General features: G+C 70.9%; 18 protein-coding genes. 11 read left to right on the top strand and 7 right to left on the bottom strand.

Annotated elements, in window-relative coordinates:
* Positions 1–55: 55 nt before the first annotated feature.
* Positions 56–529 (top strand): type II 3-dehydroquinate dehydratase, encoded by a 474-nt coding sequence (aroQ, locus tag RBJ77_RS24895; RefSeq protein WP_372347065.1) that lies wholly within the window; start codon positions 56–58, stop codon positions 527–529.
* Positions 530–579: 50 nt separating this feature from the next.
* Here aroQ and RBJ77_RS24890 read toward each other — a convergent pair whose 3' ends face one another.
* Positions 580–1,236, bottom strand: coding sequence for an MBL fold metallo-hydrolase (locus tag RBJ77_RS24890; protein WP_372347064.1), 657 nt, complete (start codon positions 1,234–1,236; stop codon positions 580–582).
* A 9-nt stretch (positions 1,237–1,245) separates the two neighbouring features.
* Positions 1,246–1,968, bottom strand: coding sequence for a maleylpyruvate isomerase family mycothiol-dependent enzyme (locus RBJ77_RS24885; RefSeq protein WP_372347063.1), 723 nt, complete (start codon positions 1,966–1,968; stop codon positions 1,246–1,248).
* Between the two features lie 299 nt (positions 1,969–2,267).
* Here RBJ77_RS24885 and uvrA point away from each other — a divergent pair, with 299 nt between their 5' ends.
* Entirely contained in the window at positions 2,268–5,360 is a 3,093-nt protein-coding gene (gene uvrA / locus RBJ77_RS24880; protein ID WP_372347062.1) for an excinuclease ABC subunit UvrA, read from the top strand.
* A gap of 62 nt (positions 5,361–5,422) precedes the next feature.
* Here the strand turns inward: uvrA and RBJ77_RS24875 are convergent, their stop codons facing one another.
* A complete protein-coding gene (locus RBJ77_RS24875; protein WP_372347061.1) occupies positions 5,423–6,025 on the bottom strand; it encodes a YceI family protein in 603 nt (200 codons plus the stop codon).
* A gap of 100 nt (positions 6,026–6,125) precedes the next feature.
* Between RBJ77_RS24875 and RBJ77_RS24870 the strand changes: the two genes are divergently transcribed.
* Complete coding sequence (locus RBJ77_RS24870) at positions 6,126–6,983, top strand: helix-turn-helix domain-containing protein (RefSeq protein ID WP_372347060.1); 858 nt, start codon at positions 6,126–6,128, stop codon at positions 6,981–6,983.
* Between the two features lie 48 nt (positions 6,984–7,031).
* On the opposite strand, the gene RBJ77_RS24865 is transcribed toward RBJ77_RS24870, so the two are convergent.
* The gene (locus RBJ77_RS24865) at positions 7,032–7,982 is read right to left on the bottom strand and encodes a carbohydrate kinase (RefSeq protein WP_372347059.1); all 951 of its coding nucleotides are present in this window, start codon (positions 7,980–7,982) and stop codon (positions 7,032–7,034) included.
* 87 nt (positions 7,983–8,069) lie between these two features.
* A complete protein-coding gene (locus RBJ77_RS24860) occupies positions 8,070–9,446 on the bottom strand; it encodes an oligosaccharide MFS transporter (protein ID WP_372347058.1) in 1,377 nt (458 codons plus the stop codon).
* A 314-nt stretch (positions 9,447–9,760) separates the two neighbouring features.
* On the opposite strand from RBJ77_RS24860, the gene RBJ77_RS24855 reads away from it, so the two are divergent.
* Positions 9,761–11,164, top strand: a complete 1,404-nt coding sequence (locus tag RBJ77_RS24855; protein ID WP_372347057.1) for a glycoside hydrolase family 32 protein — start codon at positions 9,761–9,763, stop codon at positions 11,162–11,164.
* A 490-nt stretch (positions 11,165–11,654) separates the two neighbouring features.
* Here the strand turns inward: RBJ77_RS24855 and RBJ77_RS24850 are convergent, their stop codons facing one another.
* On the bottom strand, positions 11,655–12,695 hold the full coding sequence (locus tag RBJ77_RS24850) for a LacI family DNA-binding transcriptional regulator (protein WP_372347056.1): 1,041 nt from the start codon (positions 12,693–12,695) through the stop codon (positions 11,655–11,657).
* Between the two features lie 319 nt (positions 12,696–13,014).
* Between RBJ77_RS24850 and RBJ77_RS24845 the strand changes: the two genes are divergently transcribed.
* Positions 13,015–13,446 carry a Rieske (2Fe-2S) protein gene (locus RBJ77_RS24845; protein ID WP_372347055.1) on the top strand — a complete coding sequence of 144 codons (432 nt, stop codon included), beginning with the start codon at positions 13,015–13,017 and terminating at the stop codon, positions 13,444–13,446.
* A gap of 111 nt (positions 13,447–13,557) precedes the next feature.
* Here the strand turns inward: RBJ77_RS24845 and RBJ77_RS24840 are convergent, their stop codons facing one another.
* A complete protein-coding gene (locus RBJ77_RS24840) occupies positions 13,558–14,508 on the bottom strand; it encodes a hypothetical protein (RefSeq protein WP_372347108.1) in 951 nt (316 codons plus the stop codon).
* 255 nt (positions 14,509–14,763) lie between these two features.
* Between RBJ77_RS24840 and RBJ77_RS24835 the strand changes: the two genes are divergently transcribed.
* The 6 genes from RBJ77_RS24835 (at position 14,764) to whiA (ending at position 21,361) form a co-directional block, all read left to right on the top strand.
* Positions 14,764–15,396, top strand: coding sequence for a papain-like cysteine protease family protein (locus RBJ77_RS24835; RefSeq protein WP_372347054.1), 633 nt, complete (start codon positions 14,764–14,766; stop codon positions 15,394–15,396).
* A 5-nt stretch (positions 15,397–15,401) separates the two neighbouring features.
* Complete coding sequence (locus tag RBJ77_RS24830) at positions 15,402–16,181, top strand: hypothetical protein (protein WP_372347107.1); 780 nt, start codon at positions 15,402–15,404, stop codon at positions 16,179–16,181.
* Positions 16,182–16,261: 80 nt separating this feature from the next.
* A complete protein-coding gene (uvrC, locus tag RBJ77_RS24825) occupies positions 16,262–18,337 on the top strand; it encodes an excinuclease ABC subunit UvrC (protein WP_372347053.1) in 2,076 nt (691 codons plus the stop codon).
* Positions 18,334–19,335, top strand: coding sequence for an RNase adapter RapZ (gene rapZ / locus RBJ77_RS24820; RefSeq protein ID WP_372347052.1), 1,002 nt, complete (start codon positions 18,334–18,336; stop codon positions 19,333–19,335). Before uvrC ends, rapZ begins: the two co-directional genes overlap by 4 nt.
* On the top strand, positions 19,332–20,369 hold the full coding sequence (yvcK, locus tag RBJ77_RS24815) for a uridine diphosphate-N-acetylglucosamine-binding protein YvcK (protein ID WP_372347051.1): 1,038 nt from the start codon (positions 19,332–19,334) through the stop codon (positions 20,367–20,369). Before rapZ ends, yvcK begins: the two co-directional genes overlap by 4 nt.
* The gene (whiA, locus tag RBJ77_RS24810) at positions 20,360–21,361 is read left to right on the top strand and encodes a DNA-binding protein WhiA (protein ID WP_255969624.1); all 1,002 of its coding nucleotides are present in this window, start codon (positions 20,360–20,362) and stop codon (positions 21,359–21,361) included. Before yvcK ends, whiA begins: the two co-directional genes overlap by 10 nt.
* The last annotated feature ends 118 nt before the right edge of the window (positions 21,362–21,479 follow it).

Raw genomic sequence — 21,479 nt, 5'->3', positions numbered from 1 at the left:
AAAGGGCCCGTGATAGACCCTCAGGGAGCAACTGCCCGACCTACGGAGGCCCTCTGTGCCGCACACCCTCGCCACCGCCCCGATCATGGTTCTGAACGGCCCGAACCTGAACCTCCTGGGCAAGCGTCAGCCGGAGATCTACGGCACCGACACCCTCGCCGACGTCGAGGCGCTGTGCGTCAAGGCCGCCGCGGCACACGGCGCCACCGTGGACTTCCGGCAGTCCAACCACGAGGGTGAACTGGTCGACTGGATCCACGAGGCGCGCGAGAACCACGTCGGCATCGTCATCAACCCCGCCGCCTACTCGCACACGTCCGTGGCGATCCTCGACGCGCTCAACACCTGTGACGGCCTGCCCGTGCTGGAGGTCCACATCTCCAACATCCACCAGCGCGAGGAGTTCCGGCACCACTCCTACGTGTCGCACCGCGCCGACGGAGTGATCGCGGGATGCGGCGTCCAGGGCTACGCGTTCGCGGTCGAGCGCGTCGCGTTCCTCGCCGCACCGGGCACCGCCCAGGCCTGAACCGTGTGGGTGCCCACCTGATGAACAGCCGCCTCACGGGCGGCTGTTGGTCACCAGCCCCGCGCGCGCCACTCCTGGAGGTGGGGCCGCTCGGCACCCAGCGTCGTGTCGTTCCCGTGCCCCGGATAGACCCACGTCTCGTCCGGGAGCGGGGCGAAGATCTTCGACTCGACGTCGTCGATGAGGCTCGCGAAGGCCTGCGGGTCCTTCCACGTGTTGCCCACGCCGCCCGGGAAGAGGCAGTCGCCGGTGAAGACGTGCGGGTGGCCGTGCGGGTCGTCGTAGACGAGCGCGATGGAGCCCGGCGTGTGCCCCACGAGGTGGCGGGCCGTGAGCGAGATCCGGCCGAACTCGATCGTGTCCCCGTCGGCGACGGCGACGTCCGTCGTCACCGGGATGCCCTCGACGTCGTCGCGTCCCGCGTACGTGCGCGCGCCGGTCGCGCCCACCACCTCGGCCAGCGCCTGCCAGTGGTCGCCGTGGCGGTGGGTGGTGACGACGGACCCGATGCCGTCGTCACCGATGAGGCGCAGCAGCGTCTCCGGCTCGTTCGCCGCGTCGATCAGCAGCTGCTGGTCGGTCGCGCGGCACCGCAGCAGGTAGGCGTTGTTGTCCATCGGTCCGACCGCGACCTTGGAGATCATCAGGTCCCGCAGTTCGTGCACGTCCGCCGGCCCGCCGACCTTCACCGCTCCGCTGTACGTCATGGGCTCAGCCTATAGCGGGGGCAGAGCGGGCAGCAGGCCCCCGTCCACGGTCAGGGCGGTGCCCTCGCGGCGGCCGCAGAGCCAGCCGAGGAGGTCCGCCGGGCGGCCCCGGACCGCGAGGGGACCGCCGTCGGCGCCGCCGCCGGTGGTCCAGTTGCCGGTACCGAAGCCGTCCGCCCTGCTCCACACGCGCCCGGAGTCCGTGACCAGCGCGATCGAGGGCACGTCCTTGTGGCCCCCGAACCGCTCGGCCAGGAAGTCGATCTCCCGGAAGGTGAACTCCTCGGGGAGGTCCTCCAGCTCGTACCCGATGCCCAGGTCCACGTGGTGCAGCTCGACCTCGGCGAGCCGGCGGAAGGGGACGCGGGAGGCCGAGTCGGTCACGCCGTTGCGCAGCTCCACCGTGCGCGACCAGTCCGCGTCGACGGCCCCCAGGCGCTGGAACCCCTCCGCGGTGTCGTGCACGTCCTCGACCTGCTCGCGCAGGCCGCGCGGGGCGTCCCGGGCGATGTCGGCGTCGCGGGCGTCCGCGCTCACGTACATGGGCCGGCCCTCGAGGACATTGACCAGAGCGTCCGCGTTGCGGGCCAGATGGGCGAGCACGTGACCACGGCTCCAGCCCGGAAGCCGTGACGGCTCGGTCACAGCGGCGTTGTCCAGGGTGCTGACCGCGGCGAGCAGCCGGTCGGTCGCTTCGCGTACAGACAGCAGGTCGCGTACATGATCAATCATGGCGCCGACGATAGCGGGGCCACACGTTCGGGTGAAGGTGGCCGACCCCGCGCCAAAATCGAATGTACGTGCTATAAGCTCGTGCGCGGCATCGGGCATTCTTGGTGGTCCGGGTTTGTTACCAACCAGGGAAACCAACCGGCGCTGTCAGTGGCTCCCTCTAGTCTTCGAAAGACAGCCTTCTCAGGACTTCTCCAGCGGCTCCTCCCGAGATCCCGCCCGGCTCGTCCTCGAAAGTCAGACCTCGGGAGACGGGGGCCCCGCCCCTGTCACATCTCTCAAGAAAGGTGCGGACCGGCGTGGCCGACCGTCTCATCGTCCGTGGCGCGCGCGAGCACAATCTTCGGAATGTCTCGCTCGACCTCCCGCGCGACTCCCTCATCGTCTTCACCGGTCTGTCCGGCTCCGGAAAGTCCTCGCTCGCGTTCGACACGATCTTCGCGGAGGGCCAGCGCCGGTACGTCGAGTCGCTGTCGTCGTACGCCCGCCAGTTCCTCGGCCAGATGGACAAGCCGGACGTCGACTTCATCGAGGGCCTCTCCCCGGCCGTCTCGATCGACCAGAAGTCGACCTCGCGCAACCCGCGCTCCACGGTCGGCACCATCACCGAGGTCTACGACTACCTCCGCCTGCTCTTCGCGCGCATCGGCAAGCCGCACTGCCCGGAGTGCGGCCGCCCCATCGCGCGCCAGTCGCCGCAGGCCATCGTCGACAAGGTCCTCGAGCTGCCCGAGGGCAGCCGCTTCCAGGTCCTGTCGCCGCTGGTGCGCGAGCGCAAGGGCGAGTTCGTCGACCTCTTCAGCGATCTGCAGACCAAGGGCTACTCCCGCGCGCGTGTGGACGGCACGACGATCCAGCTCTCCGAGCCGCCCACGCTGAAGAAGCAGGAGAAGCACACCATCGAGGTGGTCGTCGACCGCCTCACGGTGAAGGACTCCGCCAAGCGCCGCCTCACCGACTCCGTGGAGACCGCACTCGGCCTCTCCGGCGGCATGGTCGTGCTCGACTTCGTCGACCTCCCCGAGGACGACCCGGAGCGCGAGCGCATGTACTCGGAGCACCTGTACTGCCCGCACGACGACCTGTCCTTCGAAGAGCTGGAGCCCCGCTCCTTCTCCTTCAACTCGCCCTTCGGCGCCTGCCCCGACTGCACGGGCATCGGCACGCGCATGGAGGTCGACCCGGAGCTGATCGTTCCCGACGAGGACAAGTCGCTGGACGAGGGCGCCATCCACCCGTGGTCGCACGGCCACACCAAGGACTACTTCGGGCGCCTCATCGGAGCCCTGGCGGACGCCCTCGGCTTCCGGACGGACATTCCGTTCGCGGGCCTGCCGCAGCGCGCCAAGAAGGCGCTCATCTACGGCCACAAGACCCAGATCGAGGTCCGCTACCGCAACCGGTACGGACGCGAGCGGGTCTACACGACGCCCTTCGAGGGCGCCGTCCCGTTCGTCAAGCGCCGCCACAGCGAGGCCGAGTCCGACGCGAGCCGCGAGCGCTTCGAGGGCTACATGCGCGAGGTGCCCTGCCCCACCTGTGAGGGCACGCGCCTCAAGCCGATCGTCCTGGCCGTCACGGTCATGGGGAAGTCCATCGCCGAGGTCTCGGCCATGTCCATCAGCGACTGCGCCGACTTCCTGAGCGAGCTCACGCTGAACGCGCGCGACAAGAAGATCGCCGAGCGCGTCCTGAAGGAGGTCAACGAGCGACTGCGCTTCCTGGTCGACGTGGGCCTCGACTACCTGTCGCTGAACCGCGCGGCCGGCACCCTGTCCGGCGGCGAGGCCCAGCGCATCCGGCTCGCCACCCAGATCGGCTCCGGCCTCGTCGGCGTCCTGTACGTCCTGGACGAGCCGTCGATCGGTCTCCACCAGCGCGACAACCACCGCCTGATCGAGACCCTCGTGCGCCTGCGCGACATGGGCAACACGCTCATCGTGGTCGAGCACGACGAGGACACCATCAAGGTCGCCGACTGGGTCGTGGACATCGGCCCCGGCGCGGGCGAGCACGGCGGCAAGGTCGTGCACAGCGGTCCCTTGAAGGAGCTGCTGAAGAACGCCGAGTCGATGACCGGCCAGTACCTGTCGGGCAAGAAGTCGATCCCGCTCCCGGACATCCGGCGCCCCGTCGACCCCTCGCGCCGCCTCACCGTGCACGGCGCGAAGGAGAACAACCTCCGGGACATCGACGTCTCGTTCCCGCTGGGCGTCCTCACGGCCGTCACCGGCGTCTCCGGCTCCGGCAAGTCCACGCTGGTCAACGACATCCTCTACACGCACCTGGCCCGCGAGCTGAACGGGGCGCGTTCCGTCCCCGGCCGGCACACGCGCGTGGACGGCGACGACCTCGTCGACAAGGTCGTGCACGTCGACCAGTCGCCCATCGGCCGGACGCCCCGGTCGAACCCGGCGACGTACACCGGTGTCTTCGATCACGTCCGCAAGCTGTTCGCCGAGACGACCGAGGCGAAGGTCCGCGGCTATCTGCCGGGGCGCTTCTCCTTCAACGTCAAGGGCGGCCGCTGCGAGAACTGCTCCGGTGACGGCACGATCAAGATCGAGATGAACTTCCTGCCGGACGTGTACGTCCCGTGCGAGGTCTGCCACGGCGCGCGCTACAACCGGGAGACCCTGGAGGTCCACTACAAGGGCAAGTCCATCGCCGAGGTCCTGGACATGCCCATCGAGGAGGCCCTCGACTTCTTCGAGGCCGTCCCCGCGATCGCCCGTCACCTCAGGACGCTGAACGACGTGGGTCTCGGCTACGTCCGTCTCGGACAGTCCGCACCGACCCTGTCCGGCGGCGAGGCGCAGCGCGTGAAGCTCGCCAGCGAGCTGCAGAAGCGCTCCACGGGCCGCACGGTCTACGTGCTCGACGAGCCGACCACGGGCCTGCACTTCGAGGACATCAGCAAGCTCATCACCGTGCTGTCGGGCCTCGTCGACAAGGGCAACTCGGTGATCGTCATCGAGCACAACCTCGACGTCATCAAGACCGCCGACTGGATCGTCGACATGGGCCCCGAGGGCGGCAGCGGCGGTGGCATCGTCGTCGCCGAAGGCACCCCGGAAGAGGTCGCGGCCGTTCCGGCCAGCCACACCGGCAAGTTCCTCCGGGACGTCCTCGGCGCCGACCGGGTCAGCGACGCGGCGGTGCCCGCGGCGCGGACGCGGAAGTCGGCGGCGAAGAAGACGGTGGCGGCGACCAAGGCCCCGGCCAAGAAGACCGCCACGGCGAAGGCCAAGCCCGCGGTCAAGCCGGCCGCGAAGAAGGCCACTTCGGCGGCGAAGACGACGCAGGCCAAGGCGCCCGCCAAGTCGGCGGCCAAGACGGCCAAGTCGACCACGGCGGCCAAGAAGACGACGAGCCGGGCCCGCAAGGCCTGACCTGTCAGACACGGAAGCGGCGCCCCGCGGGAACTTCCCGCGGGGCGCCGCGCGTTCAACGGTCAGCCGGCCTGGCCCTGCGGTTCACGCGGCTCCACGAACTCCATGTCCAGCTGGATCTTCACGACGTCACCGAGCATCCCGCCGCCGAAGTCGAGCCCGAAGTCGCTGCGCCGGATCTCACCCGTCGCCTCGAAACCGGCATGCCGACTGCCGTCCATCGGCACGTCGACGACGCCGCCGAACTCCACGTCGAGCGTCACCGGACGCGTCACGTCACCGATCGTCAACTCGCCCACCAGGGACCAGTCCTCGTCCGAACCGCTCACCCCCGTCGAGCGGAACACCATGGTCGGACGCCGCTCCACGTCCAGGAGATCGGCGGAGCGGGTGTGCGCGTCCCGGTCCGCGTTGCCCGTGTCGATCGACGCGAGCGAGATCGTGGCCGTCACCCGCACGTCGGCCGGCGTCTCACCGACGTACAGCGCGGCGTCCACCTCCGAGAAGCGGCCACGCACCTTCGCGATACCGAGGTGCCTGATCGTGAAGTTCACCGCGGAGTGCAGCGGGTCGAGCGCCCAGTCGCCGGGGGCGATCGGCAGCGCGGCGGTCGACGTCGCCGTTGCGGTGGGGGAGTCGGTGAGGGAGGAGTTGTTGTCAGCCATGACTCCAGCCTGTGCCGCCGGTGACGGGCGAGGAAGGCCGAGCCGAGACTGGTAGTGGCAGGGCCACGATCCGCCGACGCCGCCTTGGTACGTTCGAGACGTGACGGACAACGAGTTGGGGACGTATCTGCGCACCTGCCGGGAAGCGGTCACGCCCGCCGACGTGGGGCTGCCCGCGGGCCCGCGGCGGCGCACCCCCGGTCTGCGCCGCTCCGAACTGGCCACCCTGGCCGGCATCAGCGTCGAGTACCTGACCCGCCTCGAGCAGGGCCGTGACCGCCATCCCTCGCCCTCGGTCCTCGGCGCCCTCGCCGACGCCCTGCACCTCCCCATGGACGAGCGGATGCTGCTCCGCCGCCTGGCCAAGGCGAGCGGGGACGACGCCGTGTTCTGCTCGGGCGCCTCGGCGCCGTCGCACGCGGTGCGGCCCGCCGTCCGTGCACTGCTCGACCGTCTCGAACCGACCCCCGCCGTCCTGATCAACTGGGTCGGCGACATCCTCGCCCACACGGAGGGCTACACCCGCTTCGCCGGGCCCCTCGGCATCCTGGACGGCGACCGGCCGAACATGGTGCGCTACGTCTTCACCGACGCGCGGGCCCGCACCGCCTATCCCGACTGGGACCGCGTGGCCGACGACCAGGTGGCCCGGTTCAGGCAGGGAGCACCGCTCCAGGACACCCATGTCGCCGCGCTCATCGACGAGTTGACCGTGACCGCGGGCGCACCCTTCGTCGACCGGATGGCCGCGCCGCCCGCGCCACCCCGGCGCACCGGACACGACCTGGTGACCCACCCCGAGGTCGGCACGTTGCGCCTGCTGCACGAGACGCTGTCCCTGCCGGACGTCGATGCCCAGACGATCCTGGTCCACCTGCCGGCCGACGACGCCACGACGACGGCCCTGGACCGGCTCAACGGCCGTACGCCAGGAGCCCTTCGCGCGGTCAGCGGGTGAGCGGGGCCGACGGCCCACCCGCACCCCGGCGCCCGGGCGTGGGTGGGCTCACAGGGAGCCGACCTCGGACGCGTACGGCGGCTCGGCACCCGCACGCGAGCAGGTGATCGCCGCGGCACGGGCCGCGAACCGCAGCAGCCGCGCCCAGCCGTCACCGTCCAGCGCGGCGACAGCCGCGGGGGAGAGGGCGTCCTGCAGCGAAAGGCCGTGCAGGAGCGCCGCGTTGACGGTGTCACCGGCGCCGATCGTGTCCACGACGTCGACTCGCTCGCCGGGCACGGAGTACTCGCCGCCGTCCCGGGTGAAGACGGCGAGACCGTCCCCGCCGCGCGTCATCACCACCGCGGCCGGCCCGGCCGCCAGCCACTCCTGCGGAGTCCCGCCGAGCCACTGCGCGTCCTCCTCGGAGAGCTTCAGCAGCGCGGTGGACGGCAGCCAGTTCTTGAAGCGGGCCCGATAGGCGTCCGGGTCCGGGATCAGGCCGGCCCGGATGTTCGGGTCGAGCGCAGTGAACACCCCTTGGGCGGCGGCCGACCGCATCACCTCCTCGTACGCGGTCGCTCCCGGCTCCAGGACCAGCGAGCAGGTGCCGAACGACACCGCCCGAGTGCCCGCCGGAAGCCCGTCCGGTACGGCGAACAGCCGGTCGGCGGTCCCCTCCACGTAGAAGGAGTAGCCCGCCGAGCCGTCGGAACCGATGGACGCGACGGCCAGCGTGGTCGGCTCGTCGCCGCGCTGCACCGAGGACACGTCGACCCCGGCCGAACGCAGTCCGTCGAGCAGCGCCGCGCCGAAGGCGTCCCGTGACACGCGCGAGCAGAACCCCACGCGGGAGCCGAGCCGGCCGAGCGCGACAGCGGTGTTGTACGGGCCACCGCCACGCCGAGGCGCAAGGGCGGGCAGCTCGGGGGCCGCGGGGGCCTCGGGGGCCGGACCGCCGTCGGGGCTCGCGCCCTGCGGGACGAGGTCGATCAGGGCCTCTCCGGCGACGACTATCACGGTGGTTCCTCTCGGACGGCGAACGGGCGATGCGGGACGTTCAGGAGCGGGCGGCGACGACGCGCGGGCCGGTCACCCGCGGGCAGGCTAGAGCTTCACGGGCTGCGCGGCACCACGCCTCCCCGACGCGGGCACGTCCGGCACCGAAACGGGCATGTCGGGAGCGGTATCGGGCAACGCAGCGGACGGCAATGCCTTTGCGTCAGGCCGCAGAGTCAGCACCGATATCGCCGTGAACACGGCCACCGTCCCCGCCATCAGCAGATACGTGGGAGCGAAGCCGACCGAGTCGTAGCCGATGCCCGCCAGCGGCGAGATGATCGCCGCACCGAGCTGCGCCGCGAGCTGGAAACCCACCAGATAGATCGAGGAGGACAGCCGCGACTCGAAGTGCAGGTTGATGTACTTGAAGATGGCGATCAGCATGATCGGCAGCTCGGCGGCATGCATCAGCTTCACCGCGGAGATCGCGACCGGGTCCGTGACCAGACCGGACAGGCCGATGCGCGCGGCCATGATGCAGCCGGACAGGAGCAACGACCGCTTCGGACCGAGCCGGTTCACCAGGAACGGGGCGAGGGCCATGCCGCCCGCTTCGAGGAAGACCTGGACGGAGTTCAGGTCGCTGTACATCCGGTTTCCCTCGCCCGCCGTCGCGAAGAGCGAGGCGAAGTAGGAGGGGAACATCTGGTCGTAGGTGTTGTACGTCGCCGTCACCGCGACCACGAAGAGCAGCAGCCCCCAGAAGGCCGGGAGGCGCAGCAGCGCCTTCACGTCGGTGAGGGAGACCGTGGCGGCTGCCTCGTCCACGGCGGCGGAGCGGCTCCCGCCCGTCACCCGGATCGAGACGATCAGCGCGAGGAAGACGGCCGCGGAGACGGAGGCGGCCCAGAAGTTGAGACGCGGGTCGACGTTGAACAGACGCCCTGCGAAGAACGTCGCCGCTGCCCAGCCCAGCGAACCGAACATCCGGGCCCGCCCGAACTCGAAGCCGTGGAACCGGCCGAGCCGCTCCGCATAACTCTCCAGCGTGGCCACGGCGACCGCGAACGCCATCGCGAGATAGGCCGCGCCCACGACAAGCCCCAGCGCGAACTGCGCCCGGAGCAGCGGCCCGTACACATAGATGTACATCGGGCCCACGACCAGCATGAGCCCCGCTATCCAGTACAGAAGGTTCTTACGCAGACCGAGCCGGTCCTGGACGTAGCCGTAGAGCGGCATCGTGATCAGGCAGCCGATGGCGTTGGCGCTGATCACCAGGGAACTGCGGCCAGCCGAGAGACCGATGTCCTGCGTCAGCCAGATGGAGAAGAGGGACCAGGACAGCGACCAGGTCACGAAGAACATGAAGAGCGCCGCGCTGACGAGGCTGAAGTTCAGCCGTCGTCGGCCCGCCCCGGGGACGGCGGTGCCCGTCGTGCGGGCGGGCCCAGGTCCGGGACCCGTGAACTGGTCGGTCATCTGCTGCGCTCCCTTGCGCCTCTGGCGCCCGGCCATGATGCCGGACGTCCGAGCCCCACTCGGAGCTCGCACATCGATCGATGAGGTTCGGCGGCCCGCTGCACCGCCGTGCCGCTGCACCGCTGCACCGCCGTGCCGCGGTGACCGCCGCAGCCGACGCGCGCGCTGCGATTCCGGCCTGTCACGGCCGATGAACGAGCCCGAACCCGATGCCCCGAGCGCTATTCCTGTCACGTGCTAGGACGGTGCAACTATCACGTGTTAGGTTCGCCGAATCAAGGTTTCCGCCCGGAGAAGTTCGAGGAGCTGCCGCCATGGCCGACCGGACCGCACACCCGCACCCACCCGTCGACCGGGACGTCCCGCGCCTCCATGTACGGCCCGCCGCCGGCCAGTGGTGCAACGACCCGAACGGCCCGCTCTTCCACAACGGCCGCTACCACCTCTTCCTCCAGCACAACCCGCACGCGGCGGTCTGGGGCGACATCCACTGGGCCCATGCCTCCAGCCCCGACCTCGTGCGCTGGACCGACCACGGTGTCGCCCTCGCGCCCACTCCGGGCAGCCCCGATGCGCTCGGCGCCTGGTCCGGGTGCGCGGTCGTCGAGGACGGAGTCCCGACCGCCGTGTACACCGGTATGGACCGCGACGACGGAATCGGCTCGGTCATGCTGGCCCGCTCCGTCGACCCGGACATCCGCACCTTCAAGGCCGAACCGCACCCAGCCGTGCCCGGCCCACCGCCCGGCCTAGACCTGATCGCCTTCCGGGACCCGTACCTCTTCACCCACGACGGACGCCGCTGGGCCGTCATCGGCGCCGGTCACCGCGACGGCCGCCCGGACGTGCTCCTCTACCGTGTCGACGCCCTGACGCAATGGACCTACGTCGGCTCCCTCCTCGACGGCACCGACCCCGTCGCCGCACGGCACGCGATGCCTGCGACTGCCTGGGAGTGCCCGGCGCTGCTGCCCACGGGGGACGGCAGACAGATGCTGCTGCTGTCCCTGTGGATCGACGGCGTGACGTACACGACGGCTTACCTGACCGGCGAACTGCGGGCGGCGGACGGTGGGTCGCTTCGCTTCGTCCCGACGGCGGGAGGCGTCTTCGACCACGGTCGCGACTGCTATGCGGCGACCGCGCTCGTCGAGGACGACAGGAACCTCGTCTGGGGCTGGAGTTGGGAGTCACGCACCGAGGCGGAGTCCGCGACGGCCGGCTGGGCGGGATGCCTCACGTACCCCCGGGAGGTCGGGGTGCATGCGGACGGTTCCCTGCGGGTGGCGCCCGCGCGGGAGCTGTACGCGCTGCGGGGGCGCGCCGTCCCGGCCGGGGACGAGCTTCCCCCGGCGTACGAGGTCCAGGTCGATGTCTCCGTGGCTCAGCCGGACACCGAGGTCGCCGTGCGTCTCGGGCCCACGGTCGAGCTGCGGGTCAATCCCACGCGGGGACTGCTGACGCTGGACCGCACGGCCGCGCCGGCGTCGGCCGTGCATCCCTACCGACGTACACCCACGGTGACGGCAGCTACGTCCGGCGGGCCGGGCGGACGGCTCCGGGTATGTGTCGACGGGCCCTTGATCGAGGCGTTCTGGGACGAGCGGGTGGTCGTGACGGAGAAGGTGTATCCCGCACCGGTCGGTGTCCTTTCGGTCGAGGTCGTGCAAGGGGTCGGGGACGTATCGGTGTCCGTATGGGAAGCGGGGGAGAGCTGACGGTCCGCACCGGTCCGTGCGTCGACGCCGTGGGGCGGAACGGTCGGCGATGCACGGTCCGGTGCGGGACCGGTGATCTCTCACGCCGGTCCGCACGGGTCTGTCGGCTCTGTCGGCGACGTCCGCGCCGGTCGCCCGGCTGGCCGGCCGATGTGTTCGGACGGGCCAGGGGCCGGGGCCCCGGGAGCTCGGGCGACCTGCGGTGAAGCTGACACTGTTGATACACCGGTCGAGCCGTTCGGGTTCCCGATCTTCTGACGGAAGTTCGACATTCTCGGCAGGGTCCGGAAGGGTATGGCGGCCCAAGCCGACCCAGTCCGGCCCAGTCCAGTCCAGCCCAGTCCAGTCCGACCCAGTCCGGCCCAGCCAAGTCCAGCCAAGTCCGACCCAGTCCGGCCCAGTCCGGCCCGGCCACGGGTCACGACACGGGTCACTACCCCCCTCGTGGGTCACCGCCTCCGACCGCAGGTCACCGTCTCCACCCGCAGGGTCAGCGCCCCCGGTCGCCGTCCGGCCCCGTCACCGACTTCCGCAGGACCACCGGGCACGGCAGTTCCTCGCACGCCGTACGGTCCACGTCAGCACCGGCGTCCACCGCGTCCAGCAACAGGTTCACCGCTGCCGCACCCATCGCGTGGTGCGGCAGCGCGACCGTGGTGAGGGCCGGGACGAGGCGGTCGGCCATCTGGTCCTGGTCGTCGTAGCCGACGATCGAGAGCTGCTCGGGAACCACGATGCCGAGGCGGGCCACGGCCAGCAGCACCCCGGTCGCCACTCGGTCGTTGGCGCACACGATGCCGGTCGGCCGGTCCGGCCCCTTGAGCAACTCCAGGGCCGCGGCGAAACCTTCGTCGATCTGCCAGCCCACCCGCAACGTCCACTCGGGCCGTGCGGTCAGACCGGCCGCGCGCAGACCCTCGCCGAAGCCATGGGCACGGTCCGTCGCGGCGACGTCGTCCACCTCGCCGCCGAGCAGCGCGATGTCGCGGTGGCCCGCGCTGATCAGGACGTCCACCGCGGCACGGCCACCCGCCCGTTCGGCGGCGACCACGGACGCGTACGAACCCGGTTCCCGTGGCAGGCAGTTGGCGAGCACGCAGCGCTCCGGTGCGATCGTCGCGGGCACGGCGGTGCGGCGCATCGACATGGCGGCGTAGACGATGCCGTCGACCCGGCGGGCGCGCAGTTCGGCGACGGCCTCGGCCTCCACGGCTGGATCCTTGCGGGACTCGATGAGAAGCACCTGATGGCCACGCGCGCGTGCCGCCTCCATCGCGCCGAGGACCATGCGGCCGGCGAACGGGCTCGTGGCGATCTCGTCGCTGAGCATCCCGACGACAGCGCTGCGCTGCCTGCGCAGGGAACGGGCGACCTCGTCGGGCCGGTAGCCGAGCCGGTCGGCGGCGGAGCGGATCTTCTCCTTCGTCGCGGCGGAGAGGTTTCCCTGGGCCCGGCCGCTGAAGACGAACGACACGGCGGCGCGCGACACCCCGGCGAGTTCGGCCACGTCACGGGCGGTGGGGCGGTTCACGCGGCTCTCCTCGGGTCGGGATGCGGGTAGGCGTCCCCAGGGTCCCACTTCTGCCGCGAGCCCCACCGGTTCCTGGAATCGTGGCCCCGCGACGCCCCACCGGTTGCCAGGGTGCTGGCCCTGCCGCGCCCCGCCGATCCCCAGGGGCCCCACGAAGTGCCCGATTCCCCGCCGGTATCGTCTGATCTGTCACCCAGTCCAACCGGGTTCAACTGGTTCAACCGGTTCGACGGGGTCGACGGGTTCAACCGGCTCGGCCCGGTCGAACCCTGTTCCGCTGTTCCAAGTTTCCGCCGCTCAGCGCACCTGTGGAGTCCAGATGTCCGGCACGCCCCCTTCCCGCATCTCCCGCCGCACCGCCCTGCGCGGCGTCGCCGTCGCGGGGACGGCCGGTATCGGCCTGACCGCCTGCTCCACCGGCTCCGACGGCGGGGCGGCCGCGGCACCCACGGCACCGGTCGATCTGGGCAAGGCCGACGAGGTGCCTGAAGGCGGCGCGAAGCTCTACAAGGACGAGCACGTCGTGGTCAGCCGCACGAAGGGCGGCGACTACCGGGCCTTCAGCACCATCTGCACGCACGCGGGCTGCCCGATCGGCATGCTCAAGGGCACCGAACTGACCTGCAACTGCCACGGCAGCAAGTTCGACGCCACGACCGGCAAGGTGCTGCACGAGCCGGCGACCGTGCCGCTGGAGGAACTGTCCGTGAAGGTCGAGGGCGGCAAGATCGTCGCAGGCCCGAAGGGTTAGCCCCGGCGCCCCGCCCTGACGCTCCGGTGGCCGTCCCCTGGTGACAGGTGGCCTAGTGACCGATGGCCTGGCGGCGGCCAGCGATTGTTACCCGCCAACGGCGGCGCCGGCCTAGTCCCAGTCCCACCCGATCCCCAGCAGCCCCGCCCGCACCTGCGGCTCCACCACGTGCACCGACCGGTGGTGACCGCTCAGCGTCAGCTCCTGGCGTCCGCGGCGCGGGGCCGCCGTCGACTGCTGGGTGAAGCGGTGGCAGCGTACGGGCAGCGCGTCGTCCGCGAACCGGACCTGGAGCGTGTACTGGCCGCCCGCGAAGCTGAACCCGCGGACGTACTCGGTCGAGGCCCCGGCCGTGCCGTCCTCGAAGCCGTAGCGGAACAGATGGGTGTCGCCGGCCCGCAACCGTGCGTCGAAGAGCAGCTCCGCCACCAGGACGCCCGTGCCGACGTCCCAACGGATCCTTCCTGTACGGCAGTTCTCCATGGCATGAACCGCCACGTCTTTCGGCGAGCATCCCGGGTCACCGTGGTAGATGGCCACATAGCGGTCCACACCATCGCGATGGGCTCGCACTATGTGCTGCGAATCTCTGCCGAGCAGTTCTCTGTGCATCCCGATCCGTACCCGTTCGACGTGCCCGACGGTGTGGAGTCCGCCGTCCAGCGGTGACTTCAGCTCCGTGAGCAGCTGTTCCAGTACGCCGGACGCCTCGACGAGGGAGCGGTACGAGCGCGCTGCCGGTCGCTGGGAGGAGCTCGGGGCCTCGTGGTGACCGAGCAGTCGGATCAGTGATTCCTCGGGCAGTTCGAGGATGTCCTCCAGGGCGCGCACGGCCCGCATCGACTCGTTGCGCTGTGGCCGTCGTGCGCCCTGCTGCCAGTAACTCAGGCTCGTCACGCCGACTTTGATGCCCTGGCGCGACAGATGGTGCTGCACCCGGTGCAGCGGAAGTCTCCGTGCGGCGATCGCGGCCCGCAGCGCGACGTGGAAGGGGCCGGTTCGCAGGGCCGTCTCCAGGGTCGGTGTCCGTTCCGCTTCCATCTGCCGTTCGCCGAGCCGCATCCGGGTCTCCCGCTTCTGCGCGCCGGGCCGACGGGCCGCCGCTGTGAACATTCACAGTGCCGTGCCGGGCCGTTCGCGCCGGTCGGAGTGGTGCGGCTGGTTGGTGGACGTGAGTTGTTCACATCCGTACGACGTCATTCACCGCACCAAGTCACCCGGCATTGAAGCGTGTTGACCTGCACTCGACAAGACTCGATGCTCGCCAAAGCGTCCGGACGCGCTCCTCCACCCCACACCCGATCAGGGAGGACCGCGATGCGCACATCGACCATCCGATCCCGAACAGGCGCCACGCGCCGCAGACGCCTGCGTCTGACCGCCCTCACGGCCGCGGTGGCCGCGTCCCTCGCCCTGCCCACAGCCACCGCCGCCACGGCCGCCCCAGCCACGGCGGACTCCTCGGCTCTCGCCGCCAAACGCCTGAACATCACCATGCAGGCGCAGCAGAAGACGAACTGGTGCTGGGCCGCGAGCGGCAACACCATCGCGACCTGGTTCGGCCGGAACTACTCCCAGAACCAGTTCTGCAACGCCGCCTTCGGCCGCGCCCAGGGCTCCGACTGCCCCAACTACCAAGCCACACTGGGCAATGTGCAGGACGGGCTGTACTGGGCGGGTATCGCCCCCGGCTCGTACGTGACCGGCTGGCTGCGCTACTCCACCGTGCAGACCGAGATCGACGCGAACCGTCCCGTCGAGACCCGCATCCAGTGGTCGAGCGGCGGCGGCCACATGCACGTCCTGTACGGCTACGACGACGCGAACAGCTGGGTCTACTGGGGCGACCCCTGGCCGTCCGACAGCCGGTACAACTGGGCCTCCCACGACTGGTACATCAGCAACAACTCGTTCTCCTGGACCCACTCGCTCTACCGGATCGGGGCGTGAACACGATGCGACGACGGATCGCTGCCCCGCTGCTCGCCGGAACCGGCGCGGCCCTCCTGCTCGGACTCGCGGCCCCGCACGCGAGCGCGGCGCCCACCCCCGTACCGGACCACGCGCGCGTGGCGGCGCACGACGCGGCGGAGTCGCCGCGGACGCTGGACACCCTCGCCCGCTTCTTCGCCCGGGACGGCGCGCTCGCCGCATCGGCCGCGGCACCCCGCGTGGAGGGCACACAAGCCGTACCCGTCTACTACCTGTCGCGCGACTTCGTGGCAGGCAAGAAGGGCGCGGACATAGCCGACTTGGAATTCCTCGCCTCCAAGGCGGTGGCGTCCGACGGGCAGCAGGCGTCCCTGTGGACCGTCGAGCGGCAGGGTTCCTGGAAGGTGGTCAACATCGCCTCCGGGGACGACGAGATCAGGTACGCCCGCCTGGGGCAGGCCAGGATGCCCGGCGGCACCGTCTTCCAGGAGCCGCAGATCAACGCCTGGTACGTGGCCGGGCACGCGCGCGTGGTGCCGCTCGACGCGGACGCGGTCAAGGCCGTGGGCGAGGGAGGGGTCCCGCTGTCGGCGTACCGGGCCCGCGTCGCCCGCGCCTACGGGGACAAGCTGCCGGGCTCCACCTACGCACAGAAGGGCGAGGCCGGCGGGTACGGAACGGTTCCCGACGAGGCGCGGACGCCGATGACGGTCGCGTCCGCCGTGGCGGGAGCCGGCGCGCTGGTGGCCCTTGGCCTGAGCGGGATCGCCGTGCGCCGCGCCCGGTCGCGCCGCACGGACTGAGCGGCCCGGCCGTTCGGGGTGCCGGGCCCGCCCCCGCCGGGCACCCCGAACTGTCACACCCCGCAAGTAGGGTGTCTGACATGGCCGACCCCTCCAGCTACCGCCCCAAGCCGGGACAGATTCCCGACACCCCGGGGGTGTACAGGTTCCGCGACGAGCACCGCCGGGTGATCTACGTCGGGAAGGCGAAAAGCCTGCGCCAGCGCCTGGCGAACTACTTCCAGGACCTGGCGAACCTGCACCCCCGCACCCGCACGATGGTGACCACGGCCGCGTCCGTGGAGTGGACGGTGGTGTCCACGGAGGTCGAGGCGCTGCAGCTGGAGTACTCCTGGATCAAGGAGTACGACCCCCGGTTCAACGTCAAATACCGCGACGACAAGAGCTACCCGTACCTCGCGGTGACCATGAACGAGGAGTTTCCCCGCGTCCAGGTGATGCGCGGCCAGAAGAAGAAGGGCGTCCGCTACTTCGGTCCCTACGGGCACGCGTGGGCGATCCGCGACACGGTGGACCTGCTCCTGCGGGTGTTCCCCGTACGCACCTGCTCGGCGGGGGTCTTCAAGAACGCGGCGCGCACCGGACGCCCGTGCCTGCTCGGCTACATCGGCAAGTGCTCGGCCCCCTGCGTGGGCCGGGTCACCCCGGAGGAGCACCACGAACTGGCCGAGGAGTTCTGCGACTTCATGGCCGGCCGCACGGGCACGTACCTCCGCCGCCTGGAGAAGGACATGACGGCGGCCGCGGAGGAGATGGAGTACGAGCGCGCCGCCCGCCTGCGGGACGACATCGAGGCCTTGAGGAAGGCGATGGAGAAGAGCGCCGTCGTCCTCGCGGACGCCACGGACGCCGACCTCATCGCCCTCGCCGAGGACGAGCTGGAGGCCGCGGTCCAGATCTTCCACGTGCGCGGCGGACGCGTCAGGGGCCAGCGCGGCTGGGTCACCGACAAGGTCGAGGCCGTCACCAGCGGTGACCTCGTCGAGCACGCCCTCCAGCAGCTCTACGGCGAGGAGCGGGGCGACGCCGTCCCCAAGGAGGTCCTCGTCCCCGCGCTGCCCGATCCGGTGGAGCCGATCCAGGCCTGGCTGACCGAGCGCCGCGGTGCGAACGTGTCGTTGCGCATCCCGCAGCGGGGCGACAAGAAGGCCCTCATGGAGACCGTCCACCGGAACGCACTGCAGGCACTGGCCCTCCACAAGACGAAGCGCGCCTCCGACCTCACCACCCGCTCCCGCGCGCTGGAGGAGATCGCCGAGGCCCTCGACCTGGACAGCGCACCGCTGCGCATCGAGTGCTACGACATCTCGCACCTCCAGGGCGACGACGTCGTGGCCTCCATGGTGGTCTTCGAGGACGGGCTCGCCCGCAAGAGCGAGTACCGCCGCTTCCAGATCAAGGGCTTCGAGGGCCAGGACGACGTCCGGTCCATGCACGAGGTGATCACCCGCCGCTTCAAGCGGTACCTGGCGGCGCAGGAGAAGTCCGGCGAGTGGTCCGACGCGGAGCTGGACGACGACGAGAACCCCGTGGAGTCCCGCCTCACCGAGGACGACGGGCGCCCCAAGAGGTTCGCGTACCCGCCGCAGCTCGTCGTGGTGGACGGCGGGCAGCCGCAGGTCGCGGCAGCCAAGCGGGCCCTCGATGAGCTGGGCATCGAGGACATCGCGGTCTGCGGACTGGCCAAGCGCCTCGAAGAGGTCTGGGTGCCGGACGAGGACGACCCGGTGATCCTGCCGCGCACCAGCGAGGGGCTCTACCTCCTCCAGCGCGTCCGTGACGAGGCTCACCGCTTCGCCATCACCTACCAGCGGGCCAAGCGGGCCAAGCGCTTCAGGGCGGGCCCTCTGGACGACGTACAAGGGCTGGGCGACGCGCGCAAGCAGGCCCTGATCAAGCACTTCGGTTCGGTGAAGCGGCTACGGTCCGCCACAATCGACCAGATCTGCGAGGTTCCCGGCATAGGACGCAAGACGGCAGAGACGATCCTGGCGGCCTTCGCGCAGGCGGCACCGGTGGCGCCCGCCGTGAACACGGCCACCGGAGAGATCATGGAAGACGAAGAGGACACTGCGGACGGCGCGACGGACGCGCCGTCCGGCGAGGAGTCCGTCACCGCGGGCGCCTCGGAAGAACGACGGGGGCAGGAGCCATGAGCGAGCACGACGAACCCACCAGCGGCACGGCACAGGACCCCGCACCGCAGGAACAGCCGCAACCAGAGCACGGAGAACAGGTGAGCACGGGCGCAGCCCCAGGGGCGAACGTCGAGACCGCGGTCGTCCCGGACGCCGCCATCCCCGAGTTGGTGATCATCTCCGGGATGTCGGGCGCCGGCCGGTCCACGGCAGCGAAGTGTCTGGAGGACCTCGGCTGGTTCGTCGTCGACAACCTGCCGCCCGCCCTGATCCCCACCATGGTGGAGCTCGGCGCCCGCTCACAGGGCAACGTGGCGCGGATCGCGGTCGTCGTCGACGTCCGAGGCCGCCGCTTCTTCGACAACCTCCGGGAGTCCCTCGCGGACCTGGAGTCCAAGCACGTCACCCGGCGCATCGTCTTCCTGGAGTCCTCCGACGAGGCCCTGGTGCGCCGCTTCGAGTCGGTGCGCCGCCCGCACCCCCTCCAGGGCGACGGCCGCATCGTCGACGGCATCGCAGCGGAGCGTGAGCTCCTGCGTGAGCTGCGCGGCGACGCGGACCTGGTCATCGACACCTCCAGCCTGAACGTGCACGAGCTGCGCGCCAAGATGGACGCCCAGTTCGCGGGCGAGGAGGAGCCCGAGCTGCGGGCCACCGTCATGTCGTTCGGCTTCAAGTACGGCCTGCCGGTCGACGCCGACCTCGTCGTCGACATGCGTTTCCTGCCGAACCCGCACTGGGTCCCCGAGCTGCGCCCCTTCACCGGTCTCAACGAGGAGGTGTCGAACTACGTCTTCTCGCAGCCCGGCGCCAAGGAGTTCCTCGACCGCTACACCGAGCTGCTCCAGCTCATCGCGGCCGGCTACCGCCGCGAGGGCAAGCGGTACGTGACCATCGCCGTCGGCTGCACCGGCGGCAAGCACCGCTCCGTGGCCACGTCGGAGAAGCTCGCCGCCCGGCTGGCCGCCCAGGGCGTGGAGACCGTGGTCGTGCACCGGGACATGGGTCGCGAATGACGGGACGTACGCTGCGGCTCACCAGCAGGATTGGCCGCAGGAGCTCACCGCCCAGGCTCCGCAAGGGCACCACCCCGAAGGTCGTCGCCCTCGGCGGCGGCATGGGCCTGTCGGCGTCCCTGGCCGCGCTGCGCCGCATCACGGGCGACCTCACGGCCGTCGTCACGGTCGCCGACGACGGCGGCTCCAGCGGGCGGCTCCGGGACGAGCTGGGCGTGCTGCCGCCCGGCGACCTCCGCAAGGCCCTCGCGGCGCTGTGCGGCGACGACGACTGGGGCCAGACCTGGTCCCGCGTCATCCAGCACCGGTTCCAGTCCCCGGGCGAGATGAACGGGCACGCGGTCGGCAACCTCCTGATCGTCGCCCTGTGGGAGCAGCTCGGCGATCACGTGCAGGCCCTGGACCTGGTCGGCAAGCTGCTCGGCGCGCACGGGCGCGTGCTGCCCATGTCCGCGGTCCCGCTGGAGCTGCAGGCCCTGGTCAAGGGCCACGACCCGGACCGGCCGAACGACATCGACACGGTGCGGGGCCAGGCCACCGTGGCCCTCACCCCCGGCGAGGTGCAGTCCGTGCACCTGGTGCCGCACGACCCGCCGGCCGTCCCCGAGGCGGTCGCCGCGGTGCTCGACGCGGACTGGGTGGTGCTCGGCCCGGGCTCCTGGTTCTCGTCCGTGATCCCGCACCTGCTGGTCCCCGAACTGCTCGACGCGCTCGTCGAGACGAAGGCCCGCCGGGTCCTCTCGCTCAACCTCGCTCCGCAACCCGGAGAAACCGAAGGGTTCTCACCGCAGCGTCATTTGGAGGTTTTGGGACGACACGCCCCTAAACTCGCCCTGGACGTGGTGCTGGCCGACGAGGCCGCCGTGCCCGACCGCGAAGAGCTCACCGACGCTGCCAAGGAGCGTTTCGGTGCCGCGGTCGAGCTGGCGCCGGTGGCCAGGCCCGACGGAACTCCGAGGCACGATCCGGAGCTGTTGGCCGCCGCGTACGACCGTATTTTTCGGATGCATGGAAGGATCGGCCCATGGCGATGACGGCAGCGGTGAAGGACGAAATCTCCCGGCTCCCCGTCACCCGGACCTGCTGCAGAAAGGCCGAGGTCTCGGCCATTCTGCGGTTTGCGGGCGGCCTTCACCTGGTGAGCGGCCGCATCGTGATCGAGGCGGAGCTGGACACCGCGATGGCCGCCCGGCGGCTCAAGCGGGACATCCTCGAGATCTTCGGGCACAGCTCGGAGCTGATCGTGATGGCGCCCGGCGGACTGCGCCGCGGCTCGCGTTTCGTCGTACGGGTCGTCGCGGGCGGCGACCAGCTGGCCCGGCAGACGGGCCTGGTGGACGGCCGGGGCCGCCCGATCCGGGGTCTTCCGCCGCAGGTGGTCTCGGGGGCCACCTGCGACGCCGAGGCGGCCTGGCGCGGCGCGTTCCTGGCGCACGGCTCGCTCACCGAGCCGGGCCGCTCCAGCTCCCTGGAGGTGACCTGCCCGGGCCCGGAGGCCGCGCTCGCCCTGGTCGGCGCCGCACGACGGCTCTCGATCGCCGCGAAGGCCCGTGAGGTGCGCGGTGTGGACCGCGTGGTCGTCCGGGACGGCGACGCGATCGGCGCCCTGCTCACCCGGATGGGCGCACACGAATCGGTGCTGGCCTGGGAGGAGCGGCGGATGCGCCGCGAGGTCCGCGCCACCGCCAACCGTCTCGCCAACTTCGACGACGCGAACCTGCGCCGTTCGGCCCGCGCGGCCGTCGCCGCCGGCGCCCGCGTGCAGCGCGCCCTGGAGATCCTCGCCGACGAGGTGCCCGAGCACCTCGCCGCGGCCGGCCGGCTGCGCATGGAGCACAAGCAGGCCTCCCTGGAGGAGCTGGGCGCGCTCGCCGACCCGCCGCTGACCAAGGACGCCGTCGCGGGCCGTATCCGCCGGCTGCTCGCCATGGCGGACAAGCGGGCGCAGGACCTCGGCATCCCGGGCACGGAGTCGAACCTCACGGAGGACCTGGCCGAGGAGATGGCGGACAACCTGGCGGGCTGACACCGCCGACAGGCCGACACGCCGGTGGCGGCGCCCGTACGGGGCGCCGCCACCGGCTTTTCCGTATCCGCGAAGGAGACTTGAGGCCCCCTTGACTTGACCATGAACTGTCACGAGT

It is taken from the genome of Streptomyces sp. KL116D (assembly GCF_030766975.1).
Lineage (GTDB): Bacteria > Actinomycetota > Actinomycetes > Streptomycetales > Streptomycetaceae > Streptomyces > Streptomyces longispororuber_A.
Note: the sequence above shows the minus strand (reverse complement) of the source record. Positions and strands in the feature narration are given on the sequence as shown.

What these genes read in the sequence shown, in the direction of transcription:
- yvcK (WP_372347051.1), top strand. Translation starts at nt 19,332, where the DNA reads ATGACGGGACGTACGCTGCGGCTCACCAGCAGGATTGGCCGCAGGAGC.
- uvrC (WP_372347053.1), top strand. Translation starts at nt 16,262, where the DNA reads ATGGCCGACCCCTCCAGCTACCGCCCCAAGCCGGGACAGATTCCCGAC.
- RBJ77_RS24845 (WP_372347055.1), top strand. Translation starts at nt 13,015, where the DNA reads ATGTCCGGCACGCCCCCTTCCCGCATCTCCCGCCGCACCGCCCTGCGC.
- whiA (WP_255969624.1), top strand. Translation starts at nt 20,360, where the DNA reads ATGGCGATGACGGCAGCGGTGAAGGACGAAATCTCCCGGCTCCCCGTC.
- RBJ77_RS24840 (WP_372347108.1), bottom strand. Translation starts at nt 14,508, where the DNA reads ATGCGGCTCGGCGAACGGCAGATGGAAGCGGAACGGACACCGACCCTG.
- RBJ77_RS24890 (WP_372347064.1), bottom strand. Translation starts at nt 1,236, where the DNA reads ATGACGTACAGCGGAGCGGTGAAGGTCGGCGGGCCGGCGGACGTGCAC.
- rapZ (WP_372347052.1), top strand. Translation starts at nt 18,334, where the DNA reads ATGAGCGAGCACGACGAACCCACCAGCGGCACGGCACAGGACCCCGCA.
- RBJ77_RS24830 (WP_372347107.1), top strand. Translation starts at nt 15,402, where the DNA reads ATGCGACGACGGATCGCTGCCCCGCTGCTCGCCGGAACCGGCGCGGCC.
- RBJ77_RS24875 (WP_372347061.1), bottom strand. Translation starts at nt 6,025, where the DNA reads ATGGCTGACAACAACTCCTCCCTCACCGACTCCCCCACCGCAACGGCG.
- RBJ77_RS24855 (WP_372347057.1), top strand. Translation starts at nt 9,761, where the DNA reads ATGGCCGACCGGACCGCACACCCGCACCCACCCGTCGACCGGGACGTC.
- RBJ77_RS24835 (WP_372347054.1), top strand. Translation starts at nt 14,764, where the DNA reads ATGCGCACATCGACCATCCGATCCCGAACAGGCGCCACGCGCCGCAGA.
- RBJ77_RS24885 (WP_372347063.1), bottom strand. Translation starts at nt 1,968, where the DNA reads ATGATTGATCATGTACGCGACCTGCTGTCTGTACGCGAAGCGACCGAC.
- RBJ77_RS24860 (WP_372347058.1), bottom strand. Translation starts at nt 9,446, where the DNA reads ATGACCGACCAGTTCACGGGTCCCGGACCTGGGCCCGCCCGCACGACG.